Origin of the sequence: Stakelama flava (assembly GCF_019351405.1) — a bacterium.
In the GTDB taxonomy this organism is placed as follows: domain Bacteria; phylum Pseudomonadota; class Alphaproteobacteria; order Sphingomonadales; family Sphingomonadaceae; genus Sphingomonas; species Sphingomonas flava_A.
Genome location: NZ_JAHWZX010000002.1, coordinates 21,445 through 46,975 on the forward strand (window position 1 = coordinate 21,445; position 25,531 = coordinate 46,975).

At 63.7% G+C, this 25,531-nt stretch carries 27 protein-coding genes; 6 read left to right on the top strand and 21 right to left on the bottom strand.

Translation table 11 applies throughout. From position 1 onward, the window contains the following. Positions 1–79 precede the first annotated feature (79 nt). From KY084_RS02230 to KY084_RS02240, 3 genes are read right to left on the bottom strand one after another with little or no spacing between them, the layout of a single operon-like run. On the bottom strand, positions 80–889 hold the full coding sequence (locus tag KY084_RS02230) for a ferritin-like domain-containing protein (RefSeq protein WP_219236818.1): 810 nt from the start codon (positions 887–889) through the stop codon (positions 80–82). Continuing rightward, positions 886–1,359, bottom strand: coding sequence for a peroxiredoxin (locus tag KY084_RS02235; protein WP_219236819.1), 474 nt, complete (start codon positions 1,357–1,359; stop codon positions 886–888). The genes KY084_RS02230 and KY084_RS02235 overlap by 4 nt, the downstream gene beginning before the upstream one ends. A gap of 1 nt (position 1,360) precedes the next feature. Next, positions 1,361–4,051: a bifunctional [glutamine synthetase] adenylyltransferase/[glutamine synthetase]-adenylyl-L-tyrosine phosphorylase gene (locus KY084_RS02240; RefSeq protein WP_219236820.1), complete on the bottom strand. Its 2,691-nt coding sequence runs from the start codon at positions 4,049–4,051 to the stop codon at positions 1,361–1,363. Between the two features lie 81 nt (positions 4,052–4,132). On the opposite strand from KY084_RS02240, the gene KY084_RS02245 reads away from it, so the two are divergent. Further along, positions 4,133–4,312, top strand: coding sequence for a hypothetical protein (locus tag KY084_RS02245; protein WP_219236821.1), 180 nt, complete (start codon positions 4,133–4,135; stop codon positions 4,310–4,312). 31 nt (positions 4,313–4,343) lie between these two features. On the opposite strand, the gene KY084_RS02250 is transcribed toward KY084_RS02245, so the two are convergent. The 3 genes from KY084_RS02250 to KY084_RS02260 all read right to left on the bottom strand — a co-directional run bounded on the left by KY084_RS02250 (position 4,344) and on the right by KY084_RS02260 (position 6,078). Next, entirely contained in the window at positions 4,344–4,979 is a 636-nt protein-coding gene (locus KY084_RS02250; protein ID WP_219236822.1) for a sigma-70 family RNA polymerase sigma factor, read from the bottom strand. 107 nt (positions 4,980–5,086) lie between these two features. Further along, the gene (locus KY084_RS02255; protein WP_219236823.1) at positions 5,087–5,230 is read right to left on the bottom strand and encodes a hypothetical protein; all 144 of its coding nucleotides are present in this window, start codon (positions 5,228–5,230) and stop codon (positions 5,087–5,089) included. A gap of 47 nt (positions 5,231–5,277) precedes the next feature. After that, positions 5,278–6,078, bottom strand: a complete 801-nt coding sequence (locus KY084_RS02260; RefSeq protein WP_219236824.1) for a response regulator — start codon at positions 6,076–6,078, stop codon at positions 5,278–5,280. A 110-nt stretch (positions 6,079–6,188) separates the two neighbouring features. Between KY084_RS02260 and KY084_RS16245 the strand changes: the two genes are divergently transcribed. The 3 genes from KY084_RS16245 to KY084_RS02275 all read left to right on the top strand — a co-directional run bounded on the left by KY084_RS16245 (position 6,189) and on the right by KY084_RS02275 (position 8,522). Next, positions 6,189–6,509 carry a NepR family anti-sigma factor gene (locus tag KY084_RS16245; protein WP_246586812.1) on the top strand — a complete coding sequence of 107 codons (321 nt, stop codon included), beginning with the start codon at positions 6,189–6,191 and terminating at the stop codon, positions 6,507–6,509. Between the two features lie 11 nt (positions 6,510–6,520). Further along, on the top strand, positions 6,521–8,104 hold the full coding sequence (locus KY084_RS02270) for a sensor histidine kinase (protein WP_219236825.1): 1,584 nt from the start codon (positions 6,521–6,523) through the stop codon (positions 8,102–8,104). A 280-nt stretch (positions 8,105–8,384) separates the two neighbouring features. Further along, entirely contained in the window at positions 8,385–8,522 is a 138-nt protein-coding gene (locus KY084_RS02275) for an entericidin A/B family lipoprotein (protein WP_219236826.1), read from the top strand. A 106-nt stretch (positions 8,523–8,628) separates the two neighbouring features. Here KY084_RS02275 and tatC read toward each other — a convergent pair whose 3' ends face one another. From tatC to KY084_RS02300, 5 genes are all read right to left on the bottom strand, one after another. Beyond that, the gene (gene tatC / locus KY084_RS02280; RefSeq protein WP_219236827.1) at positions 8,629–9,399 is read right to left on the bottom strand and encodes a twin-arginine translocase subunit TatC; all 771 of its coding nucleotides are present in this window, start codon (positions 9,397–9,399) and stop codon (positions 8,629–8,631) included. After that, entirely contained in the window at positions 9,396–9,845 is a 450-nt protein-coding gene (gene tatB, locus KY084_RS02285; RefSeq protein WP_219236828.1) for a Sec-independent protein translocase protein TatB, read from the bottom strand. Before tatB ends, tatC begins: the two co-directional genes overlap by 4 nt. A 69-nt stretch (positions 9,846–9,914) precedes the next feature. Then, positions 9,915–10,163 (bottom strand): twin-arginine translocase TatA/TatE family subunit, encoded by a 249-nt coding sequence (locus KY084_RS02290; protein ID WP_219236829.1) that lies wholly within the window; start codon positions 10,161–10,163, stop codon positions 9,915–9,917. 63 nt (positions 10,164–10,226) lie between these two features. After that, positions 10,227–10,823 (bottom strand): SMC-Scp complex subunit ScpB, encoded by a 597-nt coding sequence (gene scpB / locus KY084_RS02295; protein WP_219236830.1) that lies wholly within the window; start codon positions 10,821–10,823, stop codon positions 10,227–10,229. Next, positions 10,820–11,563 (bottom strand): segregation and condensation protein A, encoded by a 744-nt coding sequence (locus KY084_RS02300; protein ID WP_219236831.1) that lies wholly within the window; start codon positions 11,561–11,563, stop codon positions 10,820–10,822. Before KY084_RS02300 ends, scpB begins: the two co-directional genes overlap by 4 nt. Positions 11,564–12,059: 496 nt before the next feature. Between KY084_RS02300 and KY084_RS02305 the strand changes: the two genes are divergently transcribed. Both KY084_RS02305 and KY084_RS02310 read left to right on the top strand, forming a co-directional pair. Then, on the top strand, positions 12,060–12,299 hold the full coding sequence (locus tag KY084_RS02305; protein WP_219236832.1) for a helix-turn-helix transcriptional regulator: 240 nt from the start codon (positions 12,060–12,062) through the stop codon (positions 12,297–12,299). Next, positions 12,296–12,802, top strand: a complete 507-nt coding sequence (locus KY084_RS02310; RefSeq protein ID WP_219236833.1) for a hypothetical protein — start codon at positions 12,296–12,298, stop codon at positions 12,800–12,802. The genes KY084_RS02305 and KY084_RS02310 overlap by 4 nt, the downstream gene beginning before the upstream one ends. A gap of 208 nt (positions 12,803–13,010) precedes the next feature. On the opposite strand, the gene nagZ is transcribed toward KY084_RS02310, so the two are convergent. From nagZ to KY084_RS02360, 10 genes are all read right to left on the bottom strand, one after another. After that, positions 13,011–14,018, bottom strand: coding sequence for a beta-N-acetylhexosaminidase (gene nagZ, locus KY084_RS02315; protein WP_219236834.1), 1,008 nt, complete (start codon positions 14,016–14,018; stop codon positions 13,011–13,013). Positions 14,019–14,093: 75 nt separating this feature from the next. Further along, entirely contained in the window at positions 14,094–14,825 is a 732-nt protein-coding gene (locus tag KY084_RS02320; RefSeq protein ID WP_219236835.1) for an SPOR domain-containing protein, read from the bottom strand. After that, positions 14,825–16,549 carry an arginine--tRNA ligase gene (argS, locus tag KY084_RS02325; protein ID WP_219236836.1) on the bottom strand — a complete coding sequence of 575 codons (1,725 nt, stop codon included), beginning with the start codon at positions 16,547–16,549 and terminating at the stop codon, positions 14,825–14,827. Before argS ends, KY084_RS02320 begins: the two co-directional genes overlap by 1 nt. Before the next feature lie 45 nt (positions 16,550–16,594). Then, complete coding sequence (gene rarD / locus KY084_RS02330; protein WP_219236837.1) at positions 16,595–17,503, bottom strand: EamA family transporter RarD; 909 nt, start codon at positions 17,501–17,503, stop codon at positions 16,595–16,597. 43 nt (positions 17,504–17,546) lie between these two features. Further along, positions 17,547–18,710 (bottom strand): deoxyguanosinetriphosphate triphosphohydrolase, encoded by a 1,164-nt coding sequence (locus KY084_RS02335; protein WP_219236838.1) that lies wholly within the window; start codon positions 18,708–18,710, stop codon positions 17,547–17,549. After that, positions 18,707–20,332 carry an SPOR domain-containing protein gene (locus KY084_RS16655; RefSeq protein WP_219236839.1) on the bottom strand — a complete coding sequence of 542 codons (1,626 nt, stop codon included), beginning with the start codon at positions 20,330–20,332 and terminating at the stop codon, positions 18,707–18,709. Before KY084_RS16655 ends, KY084_RS02335 begins: the two co-directional genes overlap by 4 nt. A 152-nt stretch (positions 20,333–20,484) precedes the next feature. Continuing rightward, positions 20,485–22,110 carry a cell division protein FtsZ gene (gene ftsZ / locus KY084_RS02345; protein ID WP_219236840.1) on the bottom strand — a complete coding sequence of 542 codons (1,626 nt, stop codon included), beginning with the start codon at positions 22,108–22,110 and terminating at the stop codon, positions 20,485–20,487. Between the two features lie 111 nt (positions 22,111–22,221). Beyond that, entirely contained in the window at positions 22,222–23,481 is a 1,260-nt protein-coding gene (gene ftsA, locus KY084_RS02350; RefSeq protein WP_219236841.1) for a cell division protein FtsA, read from the bottom strand. 13 nt (positions 23,482–23,494) lie between these two features. After that, on the bottom strand, positions 23,495–24,433 hold the full coding sequence (locus KY084_RS02355; protein ID WP_219236842.1) for a cell division protein FtsQ/DivIB: 939 nt from the start codon (positions 24,431–24,433) through the stop codon (positions 23,495–23,497). Then, positions 24,430–25,368 (bottom strand): D-alanine--D-alanine ligase, encoded by a 939-nt coding sequence (locus tag KY084_RS02360; RefSeq protein ID WP_219236843.1) that lies wholly within the window; start codon positions 25,366–25,368, stop codon positions 24,430–24,432. The genes KY084_RS02355 and KY084_RS02360 overlap by 4 nt, the downstream gene beginning before the upstream one ends. Between the last annotated feature and the right edge of the window lie 163 nt (positions 25,369–25,531).

The window sequence follows — 25,531 nt, forward strand, 5'->3', positions numbered from 1 at the left end:
GCTGGCAAGCGACCGCAAAAACAAAGATTTACCCATAAGACCGCTTGCCCCCGCGGCCCTTCAGACAATTCGCAGCCTGTTAGGTAAGTTCACCAATGGCAAGAGGTGTATAATATTCACGCGTTAAACCGGCGCGACCGCGCGCCGAGTCGTTGAATGGCGGCTTAACGCTTCCCCGAAAATGGCGGCGCACCAGCGTTCTCCACTCGCTTTCGGGTTCGATTCGCGCATCCCGACACGAAAATTCGAACCATTTCGTGCCCGCACCGACATGGCGGATTTCGTCGGTATAGATGCGTTCAAGGATGCGCGCGCTGGCATCATCACCAGCGGCGCGCATACGCGCAACAGTCTCGGGCGTGACGTCCAGTCCGCGCGCTTCCAGCACCATCGGAACCACCGCGAGCCGCGCGCGGGCATCGTGCGCGGTTGCCGATGCCGCTTCCCACAAACCGGCATGGGCGGGCAGCGCGCCATAGCCGCTGCCAAGCGTGCGCAAACGTCGGTCGAGAAGCGCGAAGTGCATCGCTTCATCCGCGCCGACGCCAATCCAGTCATCGGCAAAGCCGCGCGGAAACTGCCCCCCGAACCGTCCCGCCATGTCGAAAGCCAGATCGATGGCGACGAATTCGATATGCGCGAGCGCGTGCAGCAGCGCGATGCGCGAACGAGTGGAACCCGCCCGCCCGCGCCGGGGCATCCGCGATGGCGGCAAAAGATCGGGACGAGCCGGGCGACCGGGTTCATCGGGCATGACAACATCGAATTCGTGCGAAAGCCCGCCGCGACGCCAGGCGCGCGCCGCCGCCCGCGCCGCCTTTACCTTCTCGCGAGGGTCGGCGCACTGCAGCACCGACCGGCAGGCGGCGGCAAGGCTGGCCCCCGTCACGCGGCGGGAAGCGCTTTTACCGCGGCCAGCACTTTTTCGGCATGGCCGGCGACCCGCACCTTGCGCCAGACATGGGCAAGGCGCCCGCTCGCATCAAACAGAAAGGTCGAACGTTCGATGCCCATATATTTGCGGCCGTACATATTCTTTTCGACCCAGGCGCCGAATGTTTCGAGCGCGCTGCCGTCGGGATCGCTCGCCAGCGGGACGGTTAGCGCATATTTGCCGATGAACTTGCGATGCTTTTCGGGCGAGTCCTTCGATACGCCAAGAATGCGCGCGCCGGCGGCGTCGAATTCGCCAATCATCGCGCTGAAATCCTGCGCCTCGCGCGTGCAGCCCGACGTATCGTCCCTGGGATAGAAATACAGCACGAACGGCTTTCCGGCACAGCTTTTCAGGTTCACCGTGCCGCCGTCGGGCAGGTCGAGATCGATATCGGGCAGCGGATCGCCCTCTTGCATCGCCATGTCACTCTTCTCCTTCCGGGCTCGCGACAAGCGCCCAGCAATCGCGCACCTCCTGCCGGGTCGCATCGAAGCGCGCAACCATCGCGTCCCAGTCGTCCGCCTGCACCGCCCGCGCCACCAGCGCGCGAGAGGCTGGCGCGGGCGGCTGCGCATCGGGCGCGACAAGGCGCAGCGTCACCAGCAGACGCGTGAGAAAATCATGCGCCTCGCGCATCGCGGGCGGCAACAGCCCCTCCCCGCTAAGCGTATCTATCGCCGCACCCAGATGCGGATCGAAACCGGTTCGGTGGCGCAGTTGCCGGACATGGACGGCAAATTCCAGATCGACCAGCGCGCCTGGTAGCAACTTCGCGTCAAGCGGGCCGAGCGGCGGTTTATGCGCGGCCATTTCCGCACGCATCTTCGTCGCCTCCCGCGCGATGTCCCGCTTCGGCCGCGCCCCGGCGAGCACCGCATCGATTTCGCGCTGCACCGCATCGCGCGCCGCATCAGAACCGAATACGGCCCGCGCGCGGGTGAGCGCCATATGTTCCCAGGTCCACGCGTCCTCGCGCTGATATCTGGCGAACCCCGTAAGCGAGACCGAGATCGGCCCCTGTGCGCCCGAGGGACGCAACCGGGTGTCGACCTCGTACAGCGGCCCGACCGCGGTCGCGACCGACAGCGCGGCAGTGATCCGCTGCGCCAGCCGGTTATAATAGAGCACCGCGCCCAGCGGCTTCTTCCCGTCCGATTCGGCGGAATGGTCCCCGGTGAACACGAAGATCAGGTCGAGGTCGGACGCATGGGTCAGCGCGCCGCCGCCAAGGCGGCCGAGCGCAAGGATGACCAGCTCGCTGTCGGGGACATGGCCGTGGCGCTGAGCGAATTCGGCGATCGTGGCCGCCGCGACAACCTCTATCGCCGCTTCGGCCACGCGCGAATAGCCCGCCGACACCGCGAGCGGATCGCTTGCCCCGGCGATGATCTGCGCCCCCAGCGCGAAGCGTTTTTCCCCCACCACGCGGCGGACATGGTCGAGCAGCCGCTCATAATCGCAGCCGCGTTCGCGCGGGCGCATCTCGGCAACCAGACCCGCCACGTCGGCGACGGGATCGAGCGCACTGGCGTCGATCAGCCCGTCGAGCAGCGAGGTGCGCAGGCCGAGCGCATCGGCAAGCGTGGGCGCATGGCAGAGTATCGCGCTGAGCAGCCCGGCAAGCGAAGGCTGCGCTTCGAGGAGACGAAAGAAATTGATCGCGCTGGGCAGCCCGGCAAGCAGCTTGTCGAGGCGCAGCAGCGCCGAATGCGGATCGGCCGACGCGGCGAGCGCATCGACGATTCCGGGCAGCGCGTCCTCCATCGCTTCCTTGGCAGCGCCGGTACGGAGCGCACGATACGCATCGCTTCGCCACTTGCCGATCAGGCGCGCGGCGCTTTCTCCATCGGGGAACCCCGCCGCCTCCAACCGCTCGCGCAGCCGGTCGCCATCGGCGGGAAGCGCGCGATCATCCTCACCCTCCAGCGCGTCGTACAGGGTCGCCACGAACGCCACATGCGGGCGAAGCGTATCGAGCAGCGCTTCGCCCGAACGCGCGCCGTGAAGCGCAGCCACGCCATCGAGCGCCTCTACCCGTTCAGGCAGCAAATGGGTCTGGCGGTCGTCGATCATCTGAACGCGATGCTCGATCGTGCGCAACAGGCGATAGGCGGCGGCCAGTTCTTCCGCTTCCCCGGCATCGATCCACCCCGCCCCGCCCAGTGCGGCAAGCGCGTCCATCGTCGCGGGAACGCGAAGTTCGGGATCGCGCCCGCCATGGATCAGTTGGTGGACCTGAGCAAAAAATTCGATCTCACGTATCCCGCCACGCCCGCGCTTCAGGTCGTAACCGGGGCCGAATTTCTGCACGCTGTCATAATGGTCGCGAATCCGGCTGCTGATCGATCGGATTTCGCCGATCGTTCCGAAATCGAGCGAACGACGCCAGACAAAGGGTCGGATCGCATCGAGAAAGCGTTCGCCGAGCGCGATATCGCCCGCCGCGGCCCGCGCCCGGATGAAGGCGGCGCGCTCCCAGGGCAGCGCCTGCGATTCATAATAGGAGATCGCCGCGTCCACCGGCAGGGCGGGCGGCGTCGCCTCCGGCGAGGGGCGCAGGCGCAGATCGACACGAAGCACATAGCCGTCACCGTCGCGCGCCTGAAGCAGTTCGACCACGCGCCGGGCGATCCGGGCAGCGCCGTCCTCGATCACCTCATTCGGCCGGACGGGCAGTGTTTCGGGATCGTAGAGAAGAATCGGATCGATATCGGACGAATAGTTGAGCTCGCGACTGCCCAGCTTGCCGAGTGCGATGCCGACAAAGCCGCACGGCTGCGCATCGGGAACGCGTTCGGTGATCGCGGTGCGGATGGCGAGGTCCAGCGCGCGGTCGGCGAAATCGCTGAGCAGACCGGTGACGCGTTCGAGGGGATAGCGCCCCGAAAGATCGCCAATGGCGGTAACCAGCGCCAGCCGCCGCCGGGCAATACGCATCCGTTTCGGAACCGGCACCGCCGAATCGGCAATCCCACTATAAGATAATGGATTGGAAAGTGCCGATTCGATGTCGGCGATCAAACCTTCTTCGCGATTCATGGTCATCGCCAAGAACGGCGAAAAACGCCGTGCGCGATCGAGTGATTCGTCGATCGCTACTTCGTTCGATTCCATCAGGTCACCGTTATTTCATCGATTTTTGTTTCCAGACTGGAAACCAATCCCGAAATACCGGGTTGGTAACGCATGTCACACATGCCCATGTCAGCACAGAACGCCAAGTCCCGGCCGGTAACGGTCGAGACCCCCCGCGTCTATGACGCGGTGGGATCGGCCCTCCGTAATGCGTATGACCGCGATCGCGGCCTGCCGGACGATATGGCAAGGGCGCTCAACCGGCTGGACGATGTTCCGGCGCACTCCGGGCACAACTAGGCAGCGCCTGAAAGCCGTGCGCCGACCACGATCAGCGATCGCGGCTGAGGTCGTCCACTTCACCCATGATTGTTTCGAGCGCGCTCGAATTCTCCGCCCTGCTTTCGGAACGTGGCGAAAGTTGTCCATCGCTGAGAATATTTTCGAGCGCCACCCGGCCGCGTGCGACCCGGCTTTTGATCGTTCCCACCGCCACATTGCAGATTTCGGCCGCTTCTTCATAGGCAAAGCCACCGGCGCCGACGAGGATCAACGCCTCACGCTGCGGCTGTGGCAGGTGGAGAAGCGCACGCTGCATGTCGGCGAGTTCGACGTGACGATCCTGGCTGGCCGGGGCGGCGAGCAGCCGGTCGGCAACCAGATCATCCCATTCTCCTTTGAAGCGCGCTCGGCGCATCTGGGAAAGATAAAGGTTGCGCAGGATGATGAAGGTCCAGGCACGCATATTGGTTCCGGCCTGAAACCGCTTGCGCGCGGCCCACGCCTTCATCAGCGTTTCCTGCACCAGGTCGTCGGCAAGGTCGCGACTGCCGGAAAGCGAACGGCCGAACGCGCGAAGATGCGGAATTACCTGAGCCAGCTGGTCCTTGAATTCGTTATCAGGCAGCGAAACATGGCCGTTTTCGTCCGCCGCGTCCGCCGCACCGTTTTCAGTCGATCCCGTCATCACATCTCATTCGACATAAAGGAAAATCCGGCGCTCCCCCAGTGAGCCGAAAGCACACATAGGATGGAACCCGCCGGATTGCCATAGCATCCGCCGAGAGAAACGGATCAGGTGCCGCTCCACACGATAACGGCGAAGATCACGATGATGAGTGCCAGCGAGATTGCGAGGATGTATCGCGTCATATGCGGCGTGGCGCCGCCGCGTGCGCGATCGGTGTTGACATGAACCTCTTCGTTTCCGTCATCCATGGTGCATCACTCCCCCGCAATCTCTTTTCAGGTTTATCGGTCGTAAATCAGCCCGCCGGAACCGTGGACTGATCGAAAAAAAGTGCCTGGCTGATCGCGGCCTTTACCGTCGAACGCTGGAACGGCTTGGTAATCAGGAAGGTCGGTTCGGGCCGCTCGCCGGTCAGCAGCCGTTCCGGGAAGGCGGTGATGAAGATCACCGGAACATTGAACTGTTCAAGGATATCCTTGACCGCATCGATCCCCGAACTGTCATCGGCAAGCTGAATATCGGCAAGAACGAGACCGGGGCGATCCTCCATCGCCAGCGCCACCGCTTCGTCGCGGGTGACGGCGACGCCGGTCACATCATGCCCCAGATCACGGACGATCGTTTCGATGTCCATCGCGATGATCGGTTCATCCTCGATGATCAGCACCTTTGACCGGGTCTGCTTCTCGATCTCCTCAAGCGCTTCGCCGACCAGCCGTTCGACCTCTTCCGGCGTCGTATCGATCAGATAACCGGTATCTTCGATCGTGAAGCCTTCCATCGCGGTCAGCAGCAGCGCCTGTCGCGACACCGGCGCAATACGCGCCAGCCGCGCGCGCGCGATCGCTTCGCTGCCCGCCGCGGTCTCCTCCTGCTCTTCCCAATCGTCGGGATGGGTGGAGGACCATATCCCCTGAAACATGCGGTACAGGCCGAGGCGCGGATCGACATCCTTGGGAAATTCTTCGGGGGCCGCGACGATCGCTTCCAGCGCGGCGCGAACATAACGGTCGCCCTCTTGCTGGCTGCCCGTCAGGGCGCGGCCATAGCGCCGCAAAAAAGGAAGATGCGGGGCAAGCTGCTGTCCTAGCGACATGGGTGGGTGCGTCTCCTGCATATTGGCCCGGTATAATATTTCCCGGGATATCATAGCTATAGTATCGGCGGCGCGCGGGGGATGGCGCGCCTTCCCCCAAATTGCACCAAATGACGGAACCAACGAAGGACTATTTGGTTTCATCACGACGAATACGGCCGGACCGGCAGCAAAATTCTCCGGCCCGCCGTCTATTGACGTATCCGCATTTTCCGGCGATTTGCGACCGGTATTTTGAGGGGAAAATGGTGCGATCCGACGCCGATCGACAGGAAAGTGACGACGCTGCGGCCAAGGGCGGCAAGCCGAATCCCGACAGGAAAACGAATCCCGATGCCGATGTCGGGAATGCGCTGCGCGCCGTTTATCGCGAGGCGATTGACGAGGATGTGCCGGACGACCTGATGAACCTGCTGAAAAAGCTCGGTTAACCAAAAATGCGATGACCGATTCCGGACCACAGCGAGACGAGGCTGAACGGCCGGCCTCGGCGCTCGCCCGTGTGCCGACCGGCGCCAAGGTATTTTTGATCCTCAGCGGCGGATTATTGCCGCTTGCGCTGATCGCGCTGTTCGCCACGCTGCAAACCACACGAGTCGCCGATCTGGAAGCCCGTGCACGCCTGCGCGTCGCGGCGGCGGAAGGATCGCGCGCGCTCGCCAACGAACTGGTTGGCGATATGACGGCGCTCCGGGTCGCGCTGAATACACTGGAACGCGATCCCGACAACCGGCCTGGGTGCGCGCGCGTGCAGGGGGTGTTCGCGCAGCAATTCGCTGCCGGTACGAAATTTGCCGTTTTCGGCCCGCAGGACCGCCTGTTGTGCGGGGAGGCGATGGGCTATGCCCCGCCCGTTCCCGAACCCGATGAGCGTTTCAGCGCCGAAATTATCGAAAAGGAAGGCGTGCTGCTATCGGTTCGCAGCGATCAGTCGTCCGCGCATGCGCTGGCTTTCTTTCCCACCGATTTCCTGTCGCGAGTCGCCCGGCCCTCAGGCTTCATTCCGCCCTATGCGGCGTCGCTTTCGCGCGACGGGAGCGAACTGGCGCTGGAGACGCTTGCCTCGCACGGACCATTGGACCGGCGGGAGCGGATCGCCACGCCGCTCGGCCTCGACGGAATGACGCTGGACATGTCGGTGCGCGCCGCGCCGATCACCTCCCCGCTGCTGGTATCGATGCTGTTGCCGCTGGTGATGTGGGCCGCCGCCGCGGGAATCGGATGGTTCGTGGTGGACCGGTTGCTGATCCGGCCGCTCCGCCGCCTGCATCGCAGCGTGGGCGAATATCAGCCTGGCGAAGTCATCGAACCGATGCCAAGCAGCGACATGCCCGCGCGCGAAATCCGTGAACTGGGCAATACCTTCACCGATATCAGCAAGACCGTACGCGCGCACGAAGCCGACCTGGCCGAGGGACTGGTGCGCCAGACCCGTCTGACCCGCGAGGTCCATCACCGGGTAAAGAACAACCTTCAGGTCATCGCCAGCCTCATCAACTTCCACGCGCGCAGCGCACATGGCGAGGAGGCGGGCCAGGCCTATGCATCGATCCAGCGGCGGGTCGACGCGCTGGCGGTGGTCCACCGCTATCATTATGCCGAGATGGAGGAAAATCACGGTCTCGAACTGCGTTCGGTGCTGGGCGAACTTGCCTCCAACATCCGCGCGACCGCCCCAGCCTCTGCTTCCGGGCTGCGAATCACGCTCGACCTCGATCCGTTTCTGGTTTCGCAGGACACCGCCGTCGCGGTCGCCTTCCTGCTCACCGAATTGGTGGAGTTGGCAATGAAATGTTCGGGATCGGCCGCGGTGAACATCTCGCTAAAACCCGGCGATCCCAAGGAATGCGCAACGCTGCGGCTGAGTTCGCCGGCATTGGTGCAGAGCGCGGCATTCGATACGCTGAACGAAACCCGCTATGGTCGGATCATCACCGGTCTTTCGCGCCAGCTTCGCGCGAAACTGCATTACGATCCGCTGGTCGGCGCGTACGAAATCAGCATCCCGGTGCTCGGTCTCGCCTGATTTTGCAGATGCCGCGCGAGGCATAAATAAAATCGGTCTGTGCAGGAACCTACTTCCAAACGTGACGTTCTACACTTCGGATAGCGACCTTTTGCCCCCCCGCTCTCGCTATCCAAGACATGGGCCCGGAAGCATCAACCCCCTCCCCCCCGGTGGTGCTTCCGGGCCTAAAATCTTTCCCGATACATCGCCGCTGTTTTTTCCATGCAAACATTGTTGCCGCGGAACGTTTATGGGGTACAGGTATTTGTTCTTGGCTCAGCAAGTGATGGAGAATTACATGCGTAAGAAGTTTCTGACTGCCGCCGCGCTTGCCGGCGTGATGCTCGTCGCGGCCTGCAACACCGTTGAAGGCATGGGCCAGGACGTTTCGTCGGCCGGCGACACCGTCGCGAAGACCGCCGACGACGCGAAGTAAAACCGCTTTCCCTTTTGGTCATTCACCGGGCCGCGCGGCAACGCGTGGCCCGTTTTTTATGCGCGTCGGTTTTGGCGCACGCGCGTCGCCGCAGTCCGGCCTGCGGTCAGGTCGCGTCCGCGCGTTCCTCTTCGGCCGCCTCGGCGCGCTTCTTTTCGGTGAACCAGATGCCGATCAGCGCCAGTTCGTAAAGAACGCATAGCGGCAGCGCCAACAGGAGCTGCGATCCGATATCGGGTGGAGTAAGCACCGCCGAGACGCCGAACGCCCCGACAATGGCATAGCGCCGCGCTCCGACCAGTTGTTCGCGGCTGACGATCCCCGCCCGTTCGAGCAGCATCAGCAGCACCGGCAGCAGGAAGGCAAGGCCAAAGGCGAACAGGAACTGCATGACGAAATCGAGATAATTGCCGACCGAAGGCAACGCCTCCTGCTGGATCCCCCCGAAATTGCCCTGATAGCTAAGCAGGAAATGCAGCGCGACCGGCACCGCGACGTAATATGCCATCGCAGCCCCCATCAGGAACAGGATCGGCGTGGCGAGGAGAAAGGGCAGCAACGCCCGCTTTTCCTTGCGATACAGGCCCGGCGCGATGAACTGCCACAACTGGTTGGCGATGATTGGGAACGAAACCATCAAGGCGGCGAAGAACCCCACCTTGATCCGGACAAAGAACGCTTCGAAAATCTGGGTAAAGATGATCTTCTGCTGCCCCGCATGGAGCAGCGGCTGGACCAGAAAGGCAAAAATCTGCTCGGCAAAGGCGTAGCAGGCGAAGAACGCCACCAGCAGCGCGACCACGCAATATAGCAGCCGTCGCCGCAGTTCGATCAGATGGTCGAGCAGCGGGGCCTGGCTGTCGTCGATATCCCTCATCGGCTGGTATCGCCGCTGTCGGTGTCGCGCTTCGGCGCAGGCTCGGCTGCTTCGCTTTCCGGTGGGTCGCTTTCGGCCGGCGGCGTATCGTCGCGAATCACGGGTTGTTCGACCATTGCGGCGGGCGCGTCTTTGTCGGGCGCTTCGCGAATATCACGCGCTCCTGTGTCATCACCGGCGGGCGGCGCGGGCAACGGAGCGGGCGCGGGGCCGGGATGTTCGCGCATGATGCGGTCGTTTTCCTCGGCCCATTTCTTTTCCATCTCGGCCAGTTCGGCCTCGCGCACCATCGCATCGAAGCCCGAGCGGAACTGGCGCGTGATCGACCGGGCGCGGCCGACCCAATAGCCCACGACCCGCATCGCCTTTGGCAAATCCTTGGGACCGATGACGACCAGCGCCACAAGGGCGACCATGATCAGTTCGGTCGAACCGATGTCCAGCATGTACGTCCTGTCAGGCCACCCGCAAACGGGCCATCAGCAAAAGGGGCGCAAAATGTCGGCGGCGAACGATCACCGCTCTTCGCGATGCCGCTCGGCCTCCTGCTCGTACCGCGGCTCGCTAACGCGCTGCGCCTCGATGCGCGACGGTTCCTTGCGCTCACGGCTCTCGGCCTGCTCGTCTTCATCGGCCATGCCGTGTTTGAAGCTTTTGATGCCCTTGGCCACGTCGCCCATCATATCCGAAAACCGGCCCTTGCCGAACAGCAGAAGGATGACGATGCCGAGGACGAGATAATGCCAGATGCTCAGGCCGCCCATGGTAATTCTCCAAGTCGATATGGGGGCGCTTGCGAAATAACCGCGCCCCGGTTGCAACCCTATCTAAACCTTATCGCCGTCGCTTTCCACCTCGTCTTCATTTTCTCCTGAAACCGCGTTTTCCAACGCAAGATCGACCGGATCGAGCAGCCCCGCCGCGCGAAGATCGTCGATTCCGGGCAGGTCGCGGCGACTGGCCAGCCCGAAATGGTCGAGAAACGCCTGAGTCGTCGCAAAAGTGAGCGGGCGGCCGGGCACTTCCCTGCGGCCGGCGGGGCGTATCCACCCAGCCTCCATCAGCACGTCGAGCGTACCTTTAGAAATCTGCACCCCGCGAATCGATTCGATCTCGGCCCGCGTGACCGGTTCGTGATAGGCGATGATGGCAAGCGTTTCGGTGCCGGCGCGGCTCAGCTTGCGCGGCTCTTCACGATCGCGGCGCAGGAAATGCGCCATGTCGCCCGCCGTTTCGAAATGCCAGCGTTCACCCCGGCGGACGAGGTTGATCCCGCGCGGGCCATAATCGTCGGCCAGCGCATAGAGCGCCGCGCGGATATCGCCTGCGCCGACATGCGATCCGATCTCCTGCACTGTCAGCGGTGCTTCGGCAGCGAACAACACCGCCTCCACCGCGCGCATGACCTCGTCGGGCGGGGTCACGCCGTACCCTTCAGATAAAGCGGCGCGAAGGGCGATTTCTGGCGCAACTCCACCTTGCCCTGCCGCGCAAGTTCAAGCGCCGCGAGGAAGCTGGAGGCGAGCGCCGATTTGCGATAGCCGGGTGCGGCATCGGCGGGCAGGAAAGTTTCGATCGTCGCCCAGTCGACGCGCTGCCCCAGCATCGCCGACACCCGTTGAATCGCGGTTTCCAGCGTCATTACCGGCCGCTGTGCAACGACATGCATGACGGGTCGCGTTCGCGCGCTCACCCGGCCATAGGCGGCGATGAGATCATAGATTTCGGCCTGCCAGCGCGCCTTGCGGATCGTTCGCAGCCCTTCGGGATTGCCGCGCGGGAAGATATCGCGCCCCATCCGGTCGCGCGCCATCAGCCGCGCCCCTGCCTCGCGCATCGCATTCAGCCGTTCGAGGCGAAGCTGAAGCCGCATGGCAAGCTCTTCGGGGCTGGGTTCGATTTCCGGATCGCGCGGCAGCAGCAGCGCGGATTTGAGATAAGCGAGCCAGGCCGCCATAACCAGATAATCGGCCGCGACCTCAAGCTTGAGCGCGCGCGCACCCTCGACATAAGCGAGATATTGCTCGACCAGTTCGAGGATCGAGATTTCGCGCAAATCGACCTTTTGCGTGCGCGCAAGTGCGAGCAGCAGGTCGAGCGGCCCCTCCCACCCCTCGATATCGAGTTCGAGCTTGTCGTCATCATCGGCAGTCGCTTCGAGCATGACGCAGGGTACGCCGCCCGCGCCGCTTTGGGCAAGCGATGCGGGAGGAGGTGGAATTGGTCCGCTATCTCCTTGATCTTCGATGTCCCCGAAACAGCGGCTGGCGATCGAAATACAGATTGCGTCCCGGCTCGTAACGTAGCGCGAGAGATGACGCGGCTTCGCCCCGATAACAAACGCCTGCATCTTCGCCCAATATCCGTCGCAGGAACGGCCTGCTACTCTCTTAGGAGCGCTTGTCCAAGGATTTGACTGCTGTCAGCTACGCCCTCATTTGAGTCACTGGGCTTGGTCGCCGACTGCCTGGACGAAGACTACAATTCGTTGCGACAAGAATGCTCGGATGTGGGTACTTACCGGCCAAGCAGCTATCGGGCACGTCGAGGTGGATAAACGCTCAACTCCGAGGCGGAGATTGCGTTAAAACAGTTGACCACAACTGCGATTTGTTGTGTAAATACAACGAATCGTCGTGAGTAGGCATTTTCTTAAAACCATGCACAACAGGATCGCCATCTTCCGTGCTGAACATGGGCTGTCGCGCCGACAGCTCGCAGAGGTGGTAGACGTCAACCCGCAGACGATCGGCTATCTTGAACGTGGCGATTATAAGCCGAGCCTCGAACTGGCGCTAAAGGTCGCCGCGGTATTCGATGTGCCCGTCGAGCTGATATTTTCGCTCACCCCTTTTGAGGCAATCGGAACCACTTTGCGACGAACGGGAATTGACCAATGAATGACCGGCGGCACCGCTTCCTTCTCTGGCTCGATCGATCGGTGGAATGGACCGGCATACCTTCCCTGGCAGAGGGAACGCCACGCAGGCGACATTTACGCTGGCTACCGTTGTTGGCGCTCTTGCTGGCCAGCATCGGGCTTACATGGTGCGCGATGCATTCGGGCAGGGATTATTGGATCGGATATTCACTAATCATGGCCGGTTTTTTTATCGCCAACCTGATGCCGATCTGGGGTCCGCTACGCCGGTTGAACGAGCGCGCGGATGAGTACGAGCGGAAGCAGCGACGCGACTCATTTATGGTTGGGCTGGCAACAACAACAGCGGCAGGATTTGCCGGAATATGGCTAACCGTTGGGCTACTGGCGATGCAGATATGGTCAGCCTCTGCAGCTCAACAAGAACTAATGGCGCTCGGCTTTTACATGATGGCATTGTTCAGCGCAGTTCCGACGCTATACGCAAGCTGGCGCACGCGGCCGATTACTGAGGAAGAGTAACGGCTTCGGCGAAGCCGTGTTTTGCTTCTACGACATGCCACCCTGCCACATACCGCCGACATGCTGTGAGATTCTATCGCTGCAAGCTACGGGTAGTTGAGAGGGCTGGAGCTTTCCCGAAAGGAACGTCGATCAGGACGGCCCGGACGGGATCGGTTCCCTTGCTGCCCCTTCTCTCGGCCCGAAACAGGTTATCGATCGCCGCGCGTCAGCCGGCGGCGAGCAGCGCGTCGCGTTTGGCGATCAGGTCGGCGAAGTCTGCGTCTTCGGGGCCGTCTGAGATGGTGGCCATCGCGGCGTCGAGGCGTGCGCGCGATTGCGGCGTGATGTCGTCCAGCGCATTGGCGATATCCGTCATTTCGTCCATCCGCGCCCAGCATTCGAGCGCCAGGTCACAACCCGCCGCAACTGCCGCCGACGCCTTCTCCCCCGCGCTGCCGCTAAGCGCCTTCATGTCGAGATCGTCACTCATCAACAGGCCGGTAAAGCCGATCTTGCCGCGAATGATCTCGGTGATGACGGTTGGGGAGAGCGTCGCGGGGCGCTTCGCGTCCCACGCGTTATAGACGACGTGCGCCGTCATCCCCATCGGTGCGTCCTTCAGCGTGGCAAAGGGCGCAATGTCGGTTTGGAGCGCATCCGGCTCCGCATCGACGACGGGCAATTCCTTGTGGCTGTCGACACCTGCAAGGCCATGCCCGGGCATATGCTTGACGATGCCGACCACCCCGCCCCGGCGAAGCCCGTCGATCACCGCGCGGCCCAGCGCCGCGACGCGCAACGGTTCGCTGCCCAACGCACGGTCGCCGATGACGCTGCTGGTTTCGGGGCGAACGATGTCGAGCAGCGGCAACGCATCGACGGTGATCCCGACTTCGCTGAGCATAATGCCGAGCGCCTGCGCATTGGCGCGCGCCGCCTCTATCGCGGAAACCGGCGCTACGTCGTACAACCGGTCGAACATCGCGGGGGCCGGGAAAGCCGGCCATTCGGGCGGCTGCATCCGTGCGACGCGGCCGCCCTCCTGATCGATCAGGATGGGAAGGTCGGCGCGGCCCGACAGGGTACGCAGCGAATCGGTCAGCACGCGAAGCTGATCGCGGGTTTCGACGTTGCGTTTGAACAGGATATAACCCGCCGGATCGCATTCGGTGAAGAATGCGCGTTCGTCGGCGGTCAGGCTGGTCCCCGAAAGGGCGTGGATGACAGGCTTCATGATGCTGCGCTAGCGCATCGCGCGGGCAAGTGCATCCCGTGGCTTCGTCTGATCGCCCCCGCCCCGCACGCTACATCAGGGGATATAGCAATCCTCGCCCGCGACCTTCAGCTTGCCGCACAATTCCTTCGCCTGTCCCGCGCTGCCCGCATTGACGCGCAGGCGATAGACGGTGTTGCCGTTGACCTCCGCCTTTTGCACCGCCTCACCCAGCGGGGCGAGGTAGCCGAACCGATCGGAAAGCCGCTTCCACGCGGTGTCCGCGCGCGATTTCGACGGGAAGGAGCCGAGCTGTACCACCGCGCCGCCGCCCCCACCATCGGGCGCGACGGTGCTTTTGTTCGTCATCGCCGATTTGGCCGCGACCCTGTCGGCCTTTACCGGAACCTTTGAAACGACCTTCGCCGATCCCTTGTCCGCCGCCGGGGCCTGTTTGGGCGCGGTGTTGCCGCGCACCGGCTCTTCGGGAACGGCGGCGACATCGACCGATCCGTTCGAAATGCCGCCATCGCTGGTGACGAAACGCGTATCGCCATCGCCCGCCACCTTCATGCCGCCGCTGTCGCCCGGCTTCTGCTTGTAATCGCCCTGCTCGGCACGGATCAGGTCGCCCGAACCGCCCGCGCCGCCGCGATGCTGAAACCACCACCAGCCAAAGATCACGGCGGCGATCACCGCCAGTCCGATCAGGACGAAAAGCACCGCCCGCCCGAAACCGGTGCGCTCCTCGGCATAATCCTCATCGACCGTTTCCAGCCACGGAAGCCGGTCGTCGTCGCGATACTCACCCGAGGCGGGTTCGGTCATCAGTGCATCTCCTCGACGGCTTCGACCCCCATTATCGAAAAACCGTTACGGATAATTTGACCGATCGCGTCCGCGAGATAAAGCCTCGCACAGGTCAGCGCACAATCGTCCGCCACGACGAAGCGGCGGCCCGGCCGGTCGTTGCCGACATTCCACAACGCATGAAAATCGGCGGCCAGATCATAGAGATAAAAGGCAATACGGTGCGGTTCGCGGGCAAGCGCCGCGCCCTCGACCAGCCGGGGGAACTGCGCCGCGCGCTTCACCAGCGCCAGTTCGTCTGTATCAAGCCGGGACAGGTCAACCGAATCGCACGCGATTCCCGCATCGGCCGCGCGCCGTTTCAGCGACGCGATTCGCGCATGGGCATAGTTGACGTAGAAGACGGGATTGTCCTTCGACGCTTCCACCACCCGCGCGAAATCGAAATCCATCTGCGCATCGGCCTTGCGCGTCAGCATGGTGAAGCGGACCACGTCCTTGCCCACTTCGTTCACCACATCGGCCAGGGTGACGAAATTGCCCGATCGTTTGGACATCTTCACCGGTTCGCCGCCGCGCAACAGGCGCACCATCTGAACCAGCTTCACGTCGAAACGCGTCTTGCCCCCGGTCAGCGCGGCAACCGCAGCGACGATGCGCTTCACCGTGCCTGCATGGTCGGCGCCCCAGATGTCGATCAACTGGTCGGCGCTCTCGCTCTTTTGAAAATGATAGGCAAGGTCGGCGCCGAAATAGGTCCATGCGCCGTTCGATTTGCGGATCGGGCGGTCCTGATCGTCGCCGAATTTCGTCGAGCGGAACAGCGGCAGTTCGACCGGTTCCCAATCCTCGGGCGTCTCGCCCTTTGGCGCTTCCAAAACGCCATCATAGACAAGGTCGTGCTCGCGCAGCCATTTTTCTGCGGCTTCCGGCTTGCCCGCCGCCTGAAGCGCCGCCTCGCTTGCGAAGATATCGTGATGGATGCCGAGCAGCGCGAGATCGGCGCGGATCATCTCCAGCATTGCGCCAACCGCTTCCTTGCGGAACAGCGCCAGCCATTCGCCCTCGTCTGCACCCACATATCTGTCGCCATATTCGGCAGCGAGTTTCGCCCCCACCGGCTTCAGATAGTCGCCGGGATACAGGCCTTCGGGAATTTCGATGCGTTCGCCCAGCGCCTCGCGATAGCGCAGATGCGCCGAACGGGCGAGGACGTCGACCTGCCCGCCGGCATCGTTGACATAATATTCGCGGATGACCCGATGCCCCGCAAATTCGAGCAGGCTGGCCAGCGCATCGCCGACCACCGCACCGCGGCAATGGCCCATATGCATTGGCCCCGTCGGGTTGGCCGAGACATATTCGATGTTGACGGTGACGCCCTGCCCCATCGCCGAACGGCCATAGCAATCGCCCGCATCGTGAATGGAGGTGAGTTCGCCACGCCAGCTGTCGTCGCCAAGCGAAAGGTTGATGAAGCCCGGCCCCGCCACCTCGGCACGTTCGACCTCGTCGATCGCCGAAAGCTTTTCGACCAGCTTTTCGGCAAGCGCGCGCGGATTGGTCCCGGCGGGTTTGGCAAGCACCATCGCCGCGTTGGTGGCAAGATCGCCGTGCGCGGCGTCGCGCGGCGGCTCCACGGTGATCGCGGCGCGGTTCAGTTCGGGCGGCAGGTCACCCGCGGCGACCAGCGCGTCGAGGGCCTGGCTCAGATAGTCGGCAAAGCGTGCATAAACGGTCATGGCGGGGCAGTTAGCGCAGCGCGCGCGTTCCGCAAAGCACCCGTTTCATTCGATCGGCGCGGGTCGCATTCGCCGCGCGCTGCGAACCCCGTCGACCGCATAGATGGCAAGCCCGATCCAGATCAGCGTGAAGCACAGGATATGCGCGCCCGTCATTGCCTCCCCGAACGCCAGCACGGCTAGCAGGAATTGCAGCGTGGGGGCCAGATACTGGAGCAACCCAAGCGTTGCATAGCGAAGCCGCTTTGCCGCCGCGTTGAACAACAGAAGCGGCGCCGCCGTCACCGCGCCCAGCAGTACCAGGAGTATGGTGATTCCCGGCGAACTGCCCAGCGCGATGCCGCCATGGCTTGCCCGCCAGATCAGATACCCGCCCGCGACCGGCAGCAGCAATGTCGCCTCCACCGTCAGTCCTTCGAGCGATTCGGCGGGCGCGGTCTTTCGAACCAGCCCGTAAAAGCCGAACGACAGTGCGAGCGTCAGGCTGATCCACAGCCCCGCAGCGGCTTCAACCGCCAGCACCGCGACGCCGGCGGCGGCGAGCAGCACCGCCATTTTCTGCACCCTGCTCAACCGTTCGCCCAGAAACATCATGCCAAGCAGGACATTGATGAGCGGATTGAGGAAATAGCCAAGGCTGGCGGCAAGCACATGGGCGTTCTGCACCGCCCAGATATAGGTCAGCCAGTTGACGCAGATCAGCACTGCGCTGACTGCCAGCATCGCGACCGCGCGGGGGTGCGCGAACACGCTGCGAAGCCGGTCGATGCGCCCCGTAAAGGCGGTGATCGCGATCAGCAGCACCAGCGCCCAGCAGATCCGATTGGCCAGCACCTCCACCGCGGGCACCGCAATCACCGCTTTGAAATACAGTGGCAGCAGCCCCCACATCAGATAGGCGCCCGCCCCCTGGAAAAATCCGGTGCGATCGATGCTGTGCGTGCCGTGCGTCATGGCGCGGGCGGTAGGGCTAATGCCGCGATGCAGCAAGAAAGGATCAGAATGCAGCGGGCAAGCCAGGCTCTCCCACCACCTCGCGATAGCGCTGAATGGCGTAGCGGTCGGTCATGCCGGCGATGAAATCGGCAATGTGGCGGGCCTTGCCGGTTTCGTCCCGCGGCATCGGGTCGGGCCAGCCTTCGGGCATCAGCGACGGATCGGCGCAATAGGCATCGAACAATCCGGCGACGATGTCGTGCGCGCTGTCCGCCGCCGCAAGCTGGAGCGGATGATGGTACAGGTTGGCGTACATGAATTTCTTCAACCGCCGCTCATCTTCTCGCATCGAATCCGAAAAACTGCCCAGCGTTCGACCCGCCTCGCGCACGTCGCGCACATCCGCCACGCCGCTTTCGGTGATCCGACGGCGGGTTTCGGCAATCAGATCGTTGACCATGGTCCCGATCTGCGAACGGACGAGTTCGCCCAGCAGCCGGTTTTCGGGAAGGTCGCTATGGCGACGGCGCACCGCGTCCCAGCAGCGCGCGACCAGCGGCACCTCCAATATCTGTTCGAGCGTCAGCAGACCGGCGCGAAGCCCGTCATCGATATCGTGATTGTCATAGGCGATGTCGTCGGCGATCGCCGCGACCTGCGCTTCGAGCGATGCGTGCTGATCCAGATCGAGCGGAAAGGCAGCGTCCGCCTGTCGCAATGCCCAACCGGGATGGCGTACCGGACCGTTATGCTTGGCCAGTCCTTCGAGCGTTTCCCATGTCAGGTTCAAACCCCGCCAGCGCGGATAGGGGCTGTCGAGCCAGGTCAGCTGGCGAAGCGTGTGGCCGTTGTGATCGAACCCGCCATGGCCCTTCAGCGCTTTTTTCAGCGCATCCTCGCCCGCATGGCCGAACGGCGGATGACCGATATCGTGCGCGAGGCAGAGCGCTTCGGTAAGGTCTTCGTTCAGGCCGAGCACACGCGCGATGGTGCGGCCGATCTGTGCCACCTCGAGGCTATGGGTCAGGCGGACGCGGAAATGGTCGCCATCGGGCGCCATGAAAACCTGAGTCTTGTGACGCAGACGGCGAAAACTGATCGAATGGATGATCCGGTCGCGATCGCGCTGAAACGCGTCGCGCGGGCCACGAGTCTCTTTTTGTTCCTCGTGCAATCGTCCGCGGCTGCGCTCCGGGTCACAGGCCCAGGGCTCAAGCGCGCTCATTTCACCTTCAGCCTGTCGATCGCCTGTCCCGCCTCGCTGGTCCAAACGAAACCGGACATATCCTTTTTGGCGAGCGCGTTGACGAAATCCTGCGCGGAATCGGTACTGTCGAACGGGCCGACAAGGATGCGGTTGGTGGCGCGCAGCGGCGTCGTCCAGGGCTGCCTGCCCTTGAAGAGATCGGGAGCATCGGCGGCGAGTTTGGCATAGGTGCGCGCCAGCGCATCCTCGTTCGCGCCGCCCGCCACCTGCACCCAATGGCGTGCCGGATTCGCTTCAGCCGCAGGTTTCGCCTTTGGCTTCGGAGGTTTCTCCGGCGCTTTTTTCGCCGCGCTTTGCGATGGCGTGGCGCTGGCCTGCGATGATGGTTCGGGGGTGGACGTGCGCGCGGGCGCTGTAACGCCCAATTCGCTGCCCGGCACGCTCATATTGCGCATGATTGAGGCAAGCCGCTCGCTGGGCTGGTGAACCGTTACCGGCTTCGACGAGGGAACCGGTGCCTGCTTTCCCGGCGCTTCCGCCGGAGCGAGCGAGGCGCGCGCCGGTGCCCGACGTGCAGTCATGTCCTCCGTGCGGGGGGGCGGAACGGCAGTCGGTGTCGCGGCGGCCATTCGCTGCGCCGGGGGGTGCGGAGCCGCATTTGCCTTGGGAACGGAAGACGGAGCAGGCACCGGAGATGATGCAGGCGCATCGGTCGGCATTGGCGTTGGCGTTGGCGTTGGTGTGGAAGCGGACGCCGACATTGATGGCGACGGATCCTGTCCTTCGCGCACCGGGACGCGGGTGGTCTTGGAGCGTTTCGTCTTCCGCGTCTTTGGCGGCTTCCCGACGCTCGGCGCGGCCTGTGCCAGCGCGGTCGTTTCCGCAGGAAGCGCAGGCGCGAGTTTGGCATCGGCAAGCTGTTCAGGGCCAAGGCTCAGCCGTCCGAAATGCACCGCATGCGCGCGCTCGGCTGGCGAAAGCATTGGAAGTTCGCGAAAATAGGGCGCGAAATCTGGTCCGAAATTGGGAAACATCGTCGATGCGATCTTGTTCGCGCCCGCCGTATCGCCGTTCATCGCAAGAATGAAGGCGCGCGCGCGCCACGCCGCCTTGTCCTGCCGCCGAAGCAGCGGGTCGAGCAGCTCGCTCGATGCGTCGACATCACCCGACATGCCCAGCGACAACGCCAGCCGCCGGGTCAATTCATCGCTGTTGCCGTTCTTCGCGATCGCCAGCCGGTAATCACGCTGGGCGAGCGTCGGGTGACCGAGAAGATCATAGGAAAGCCCGCGGTCGGCGGCGAAATCCGCCACGTTCAACCCCGCCTTTTCGGCGCGGTTGAACAGGCGCAGCGCTTCGCCGGGGCGTTCCATCGCCACCAGCGCGGACGCGCGCCCCGCCGGGATGCGTGGATCGTTCGGTGCCTGTTTCTCGGCACGTTCGAAAAATTGCAGTGCCGCCGCCGGATCGGCCAGCTTCACGTTCAACCGCCCGGCGGAGATCAGCGCGTCGACATTGTCAGGATGGGCCGCAAGCACCCGCATATCGTCGGCCAGCTTATCGGCATTGGGCGTCGGCCCCGCCACGACTTCCTGCGCACGCGCATTCCCCCACGAAACCCCCGTGAGGAGCGCAAGCACAAGCGAAGCGCCGCAAACAGAAGTTCGGATTTTCATGTCTGGCCGTGTGTAAAGCGAATCGCGCCTGAACCCAATGTGATCGCCGGGCGGAAATACGGCGGCCCGGGCCGTACCGGCAACCGACCGGCACGGCACACGGGGACAGCCCTGGTTTACTGGTTGTTCTGGCGATGGAGGAAGCGGGGGATATCAAGCGGGCGCTTGCCCTCTTGCTCATCCTCTTCGTCACGCGCGGCGCTGCGCGCGCTCGACATCCGTTCGAACAACGTGCCGCCGGTCTTGGGACGCTCGCGTTCGCCCTGCGGCGCAGGCGGTGCTGGCTTGGGCGCGGATTCGCCTTCGTCCTCCATTCCCGGCGTCAGCCAGCGGCGGCGCGGCGGGGGCGCAGCCTGCGGAGCGGCGGGCGCGGGCTCTTCCCCGGCACTGCCCATCGGCGCGCCGCCTTCCTGCACATCGTCATCACCCGGAAGGATCGTTTCGGAACCCAGCAGCAATTCGTCGTCATCGCCGTCCGAAGGGGTTTCCTCCTTTGCCGCAGACGCTTCCGCGCCAGCCTGTTCGGTAAGGCTGAACCCCGGTCGGACCGGCTTTTCGGAACGCTGCGGCGCGGGTGCGGCAAGCATATCCTCATCCTCGTCGCCATAGGTGGCGACCGGTTCGGGAGCGGCAGTCGGAGCGGAAGCGGGTTCCGGCGCGGGAGTCGGCGTCGGAGCCGCCGGCGAACCGCCTTCCGAACGGCGCGGCGTGTTGAACGAGAAGCTGCGCGACGGCACCTGCTGTTCGCGGATCGCAGGCCGCTCGCCTTCCTCGCCATCCTCCTCGATCCCGGTAGCGACGACCGAGACGCGGATTTTGCCGTCGAGTTCGGTGTTGAAGGCCGAACCCCAGATGATGTTGGCGTCTTCATCGACCAGTTCGCGGATATGGTTGGCCGCTTCGTCGACTTCGAGCAGGCGCATATCCTCGCCCCCGGTGATCGACACGATAACGCCCTTGGCTCCCTTCATGCTGACCCCGTCGAGCAACGGGTTCGCGATCGCCTTTTGCGCCGCTTCGATCGCGCGGCTGTCGCCATCGGCCTCACCCGTGCCCATCATCGCCTTGCCCATTTCCTGCATCACCGAACGGACATCGGCGAAGTCGAGGTTGATGAGGCCGGGCATGACCATCAGGTCGGTGATGCCGCGCACGCCCTGCTGCAGCACTTCGTCGGCCATTTCGAACGCTTCCTTGAAGGTCGTGTTCGCATTGGCGATGAGGAACAGGTTCTGGTTGGGAATGACGATCAGGGTGTCGACGAACTTGTGCAGTTCCTCAATCCCCTCATCGGCCGATTTGGCGCGGCGCTTGCCCTCGAACGCGAACGGCTTGGTCACCACGCCGACGGTCAGGATGCCCATGTCGCGCGCCGCCTTGGCGATGACGGGGGCAGCGCCGGTGCCAGTGCCACCGCCCATGCCGGCGGCAATGAAGCACATATGCGACCCCTGCAGCGCTTCCTGCACCGCCTCGATCGTCTCTTCCGCCGCGGCGCGGCCGATTTCGGGCCGCGATCCAGCGCCCAGCCCTTGCGTAATCTTCGCGCCAAGCTGAATGCGATGGGTCGCCGTCGACTGTTTCAGCGCCTGCGCATCCGTGTTCGCGACGAAGAAATCAACGCCCTGCACTTCGGCGCGCATCATGTTCGCAATCGCGTTTCCGCCCGCACCGCCGACGCCCACGACGCTGATCTTCGGCGTCAGCTCGTCCACTTCCGGCGGAAGGAATTCGATACTCATTTCGTCGTCTCCCCCGTGTACCCATACCTTGGGCAGCACATGAATCCGTGTCTGTTGTGCATCATCGCGACCTCAGGTTCCAGCCCAATCGCGATGACGCGTCGCAAATCGTTAATAATTCGTCCGAAACGCCGCCCATAGACGCCGCAGCATCGCACCGGCGCTCGGCCGCACCACCATCTGGTTCTGCGGATCGAGCGCCCGTAGATCAATCGGGTCGGCCGCTGCAAACATTGCAAGTCCGGCCAGCGTCGCAAAGCCCGGCCCGGCATGCGCTTCGGGAAGCGCGCTCAGCCCGCGCGGGCGGCCGATGCGCACCGTGCGGCCAAGCGCCTGCTGCGCATAATCGGCCATGCCCTTCAATTCCGCGCCGCCGCCGGTCAGCACGATCTGCCGCCCCACCGGTTCTTCGAAATTCAATCGGCGAAGCTCCTTCTGTATCTCGCCCATCAGCCGGTCGAGCCGCTGACGGATGACCGCGATCAGTTGCGCCCGCGTGATCCGCGCGCCCTCGCTTTCGTCATCCGACGTCACCGGCGCGACATCGATCATGTCGTGATTGTCGCGCGGCGTCATATTGGCCGATCCGTAAAAGCATTTCATCCGTTCGGCCTGCGCGCGGCGAGTACCGAACGCGCTGGCGATATCGTCGGTGATGTCGGCCGCGCCCATTGGGATCGAGGCCAGCCCGGTCAGCATCCCTTGCGAAAACACCGAAACATTGGTGACGGCAGCGCCGATTTCGACCAGTGCGACGCCCAGTTCGCGCTCCTCGTCCGACAGGCAGGCATAGCCGGTGGCAAGCGGCGCGGCGACGATCGAGCGCACCTCCAGATGCGCTGAACGAACGCACAGGTCGAGATTGCGGACCGGCGATCCTTCGGTCGCGACCACGTGGATCTCCACGCCCAGCCGGTCGGCATGCAGGCCAAGCGGCGTCTTCACCCCCGCAAGTCCATCGATGGTGTAGCGCGTCGGCTGCGCATGCAGGACCATGCGGCCATTGGGTTCGATCGCCCCGCGCCCGGTCTTTAACAGATGGTCGATGTCGGACTGGTCGACCCGGTGCCCGCCAAGGTCGATTTCCAGCTTTACGAGGTCGGAAATCAGCCCGCCCGCGGAAAAGCTTACCCACACATCCTCGATATTGAAGCCGGCGATCTTTTCCGCCTGCTCCACCGCTTCGCGCACGGCGAGTTCGGTCGCCGCCATGTCGGCGATATAGCCGCGCTTGACCCCCCTGCTCTCGCGCTGGCCGGTGCCCAACACGACAAGTTCGCCGCCATCGCCCTTTTGCGCGATCAGCGCGCAAACCTTCGACGATCCTATGTCGAGCGCGGTAATCAGTCCTTCGGGCGCTTGCCGTGCCATGCGCTTTTCCCCTTTACGCTTCCGTGCCGCCGACGGCCGGTTGGTTTCCCTTCGGCGCGGAAGCGCCGCCGTCGATCACCTTGTCATCGGCATCGGGCATCCGCACGACCAGCCGCGAAGGATCGCGCATGTCAAGGCGGATATAGCCCTTGCCCAGAAGCCCCTGCGTCCCTTCCAGCGCGGCGAATTTGGCGAGTGCACGCGCCGATTCCGCCTTTCCTTCGGGAAGCTGCAGCCGTTCGCCGCTGGTGAATATCAGGTCCCAGCGGCGATTGCCGATCCAGGTCGCGGCGCGCACCAGTGGCTTCAACGCGGGCGCGGCTTCCATCAGCTGGTGCAGCGCCGGCTCCTGTTCGTTCGCGCCGTCGCCGATGACCAGCGGCAGATCGGGCATGTGTTGCGGCGATACCGGTTCGAGCAACACGCCCTTGGCATCGATCAGCATCAGCTGGCCTTCATTCTGCCAGATGGCGGCGGGCTGACGCTCGACAATGTCGATGACCAGCGTGTCGGGAAGGCGGCGCGACACGCGGGCATCGGCGATCCAGCCATAGGTAAGCAACCGCTGGCGAACCGCCTCCAGATCGACCAGCGGCATCGCGCGCGATTGCTGGTCGAGCGCCATCGCATAGACCGACATGCGGTCCATGCGCTTCAGCCCCTTGACCTCAATCTGTCCGACGCGAAGCCCGGTGCGCCCGACCCCTTCGGCAATGCCCGCATAAGCGGCCTGCGGCAGCCCGAACCAGGTCGATACGACCAGCGCCCCGGCTGCCAGCGCAGCAAGGATCGTCCAGGCGACGACCCGGCGCAGCGTGTGTTCGCTGACCGGCAGCGCCGCCACCGCACGGTCGAGGATCGAGGGGCGATTGGCGCGCGCGGGCCGCCGCCGCTTCGCATTGGCAGGCGCGCGGCGCTGCGCAGGTTTGCGGCGGGTAGCGGCGCTGCTCATCGCGCCTCCTTGTCCGCCATCGCATCGTCGACGATGCGCTGCACCAGATCGGCATAGCCCATCCCGACATGGCGGGCCTGTTCGGGAACCAGGCTGAGCCGGGTCATTCCCGGCTGGGTGTTTACCTCAAGCAGGAACAGGCCGTCGGCCCCTTGCCCATCGTCCCAGCGGAAATCGGCGCGCGAAACGCCCCGGCATCCCAGCGCGCGATGCGCATCGACGGCGATGCGACCGCACGCCTGGGCAATATCGTCGGGTATGTCGGCGGGGCAGACATGTTCGGTCAGCCCGTCGGTATATTTGGCGTCATAATCATAAAAGCCGCTTTTGGGCTTCAATTCGGTCACCCCAAGCGCTTCGTCGCCCAACACGGCGGTGGTCAGTTCGCGCCCGCGGATAAACGGCTCGGCAAGCAGTTCGTCGAATTCGCCCCATGGCCCCTTCGCATCGTGCGCGATCGGATTGCCGAAATCGCTATCCTCCATCACGATCGCCACCCCGACCGAAGAGCCTTCGTTGACGGGTTTGAGGACATAGGGGCGCGGCAGCGGATCGCGTTCGAACAGGTCGGCGGTCTTCACCATCCGTCCGCCGGGCATGGGAATGCCGAGCGGCACCAGCGTCTGTTTGGTAAGCTGTTTGTCGATCGCGATGACCGAGGTGACGAGCCCCGAATGGGTGTAGCGAAGCCCCATCAGGTCGAGCATCCCCTGCACCGTCCCGTCTTCGCCCGGCGTGCCGTGCAGCGCGTTGAATACCAGATCGGGTTTGATTTCGGCGAGCCGTGTCGCAACGGCGCGATCCATATCGACCCGGGTCACGCGGTGGCCGAGGCTATCCAGCGCATCGGCAATGCCCGTCCCGCTCATCAGCGACACGTCGCGCTCGGCCGACCATCCGCCCATCAGAACCGCAATATGCAGGGATTTGCTCACGAAAACTCCAACATCGTATCGTCACCGCCATTCGCGCGGCCATGGTTGCGGCAAACACGCTTGCGCATCGCGAGCCGCCTGATTCCCGCCTTCGCGCGAATGGCGATGGGGACGCCATGCCATACCCGGTTCGCCCTGAGCCTGTCGAAGGACCATCCTTCTT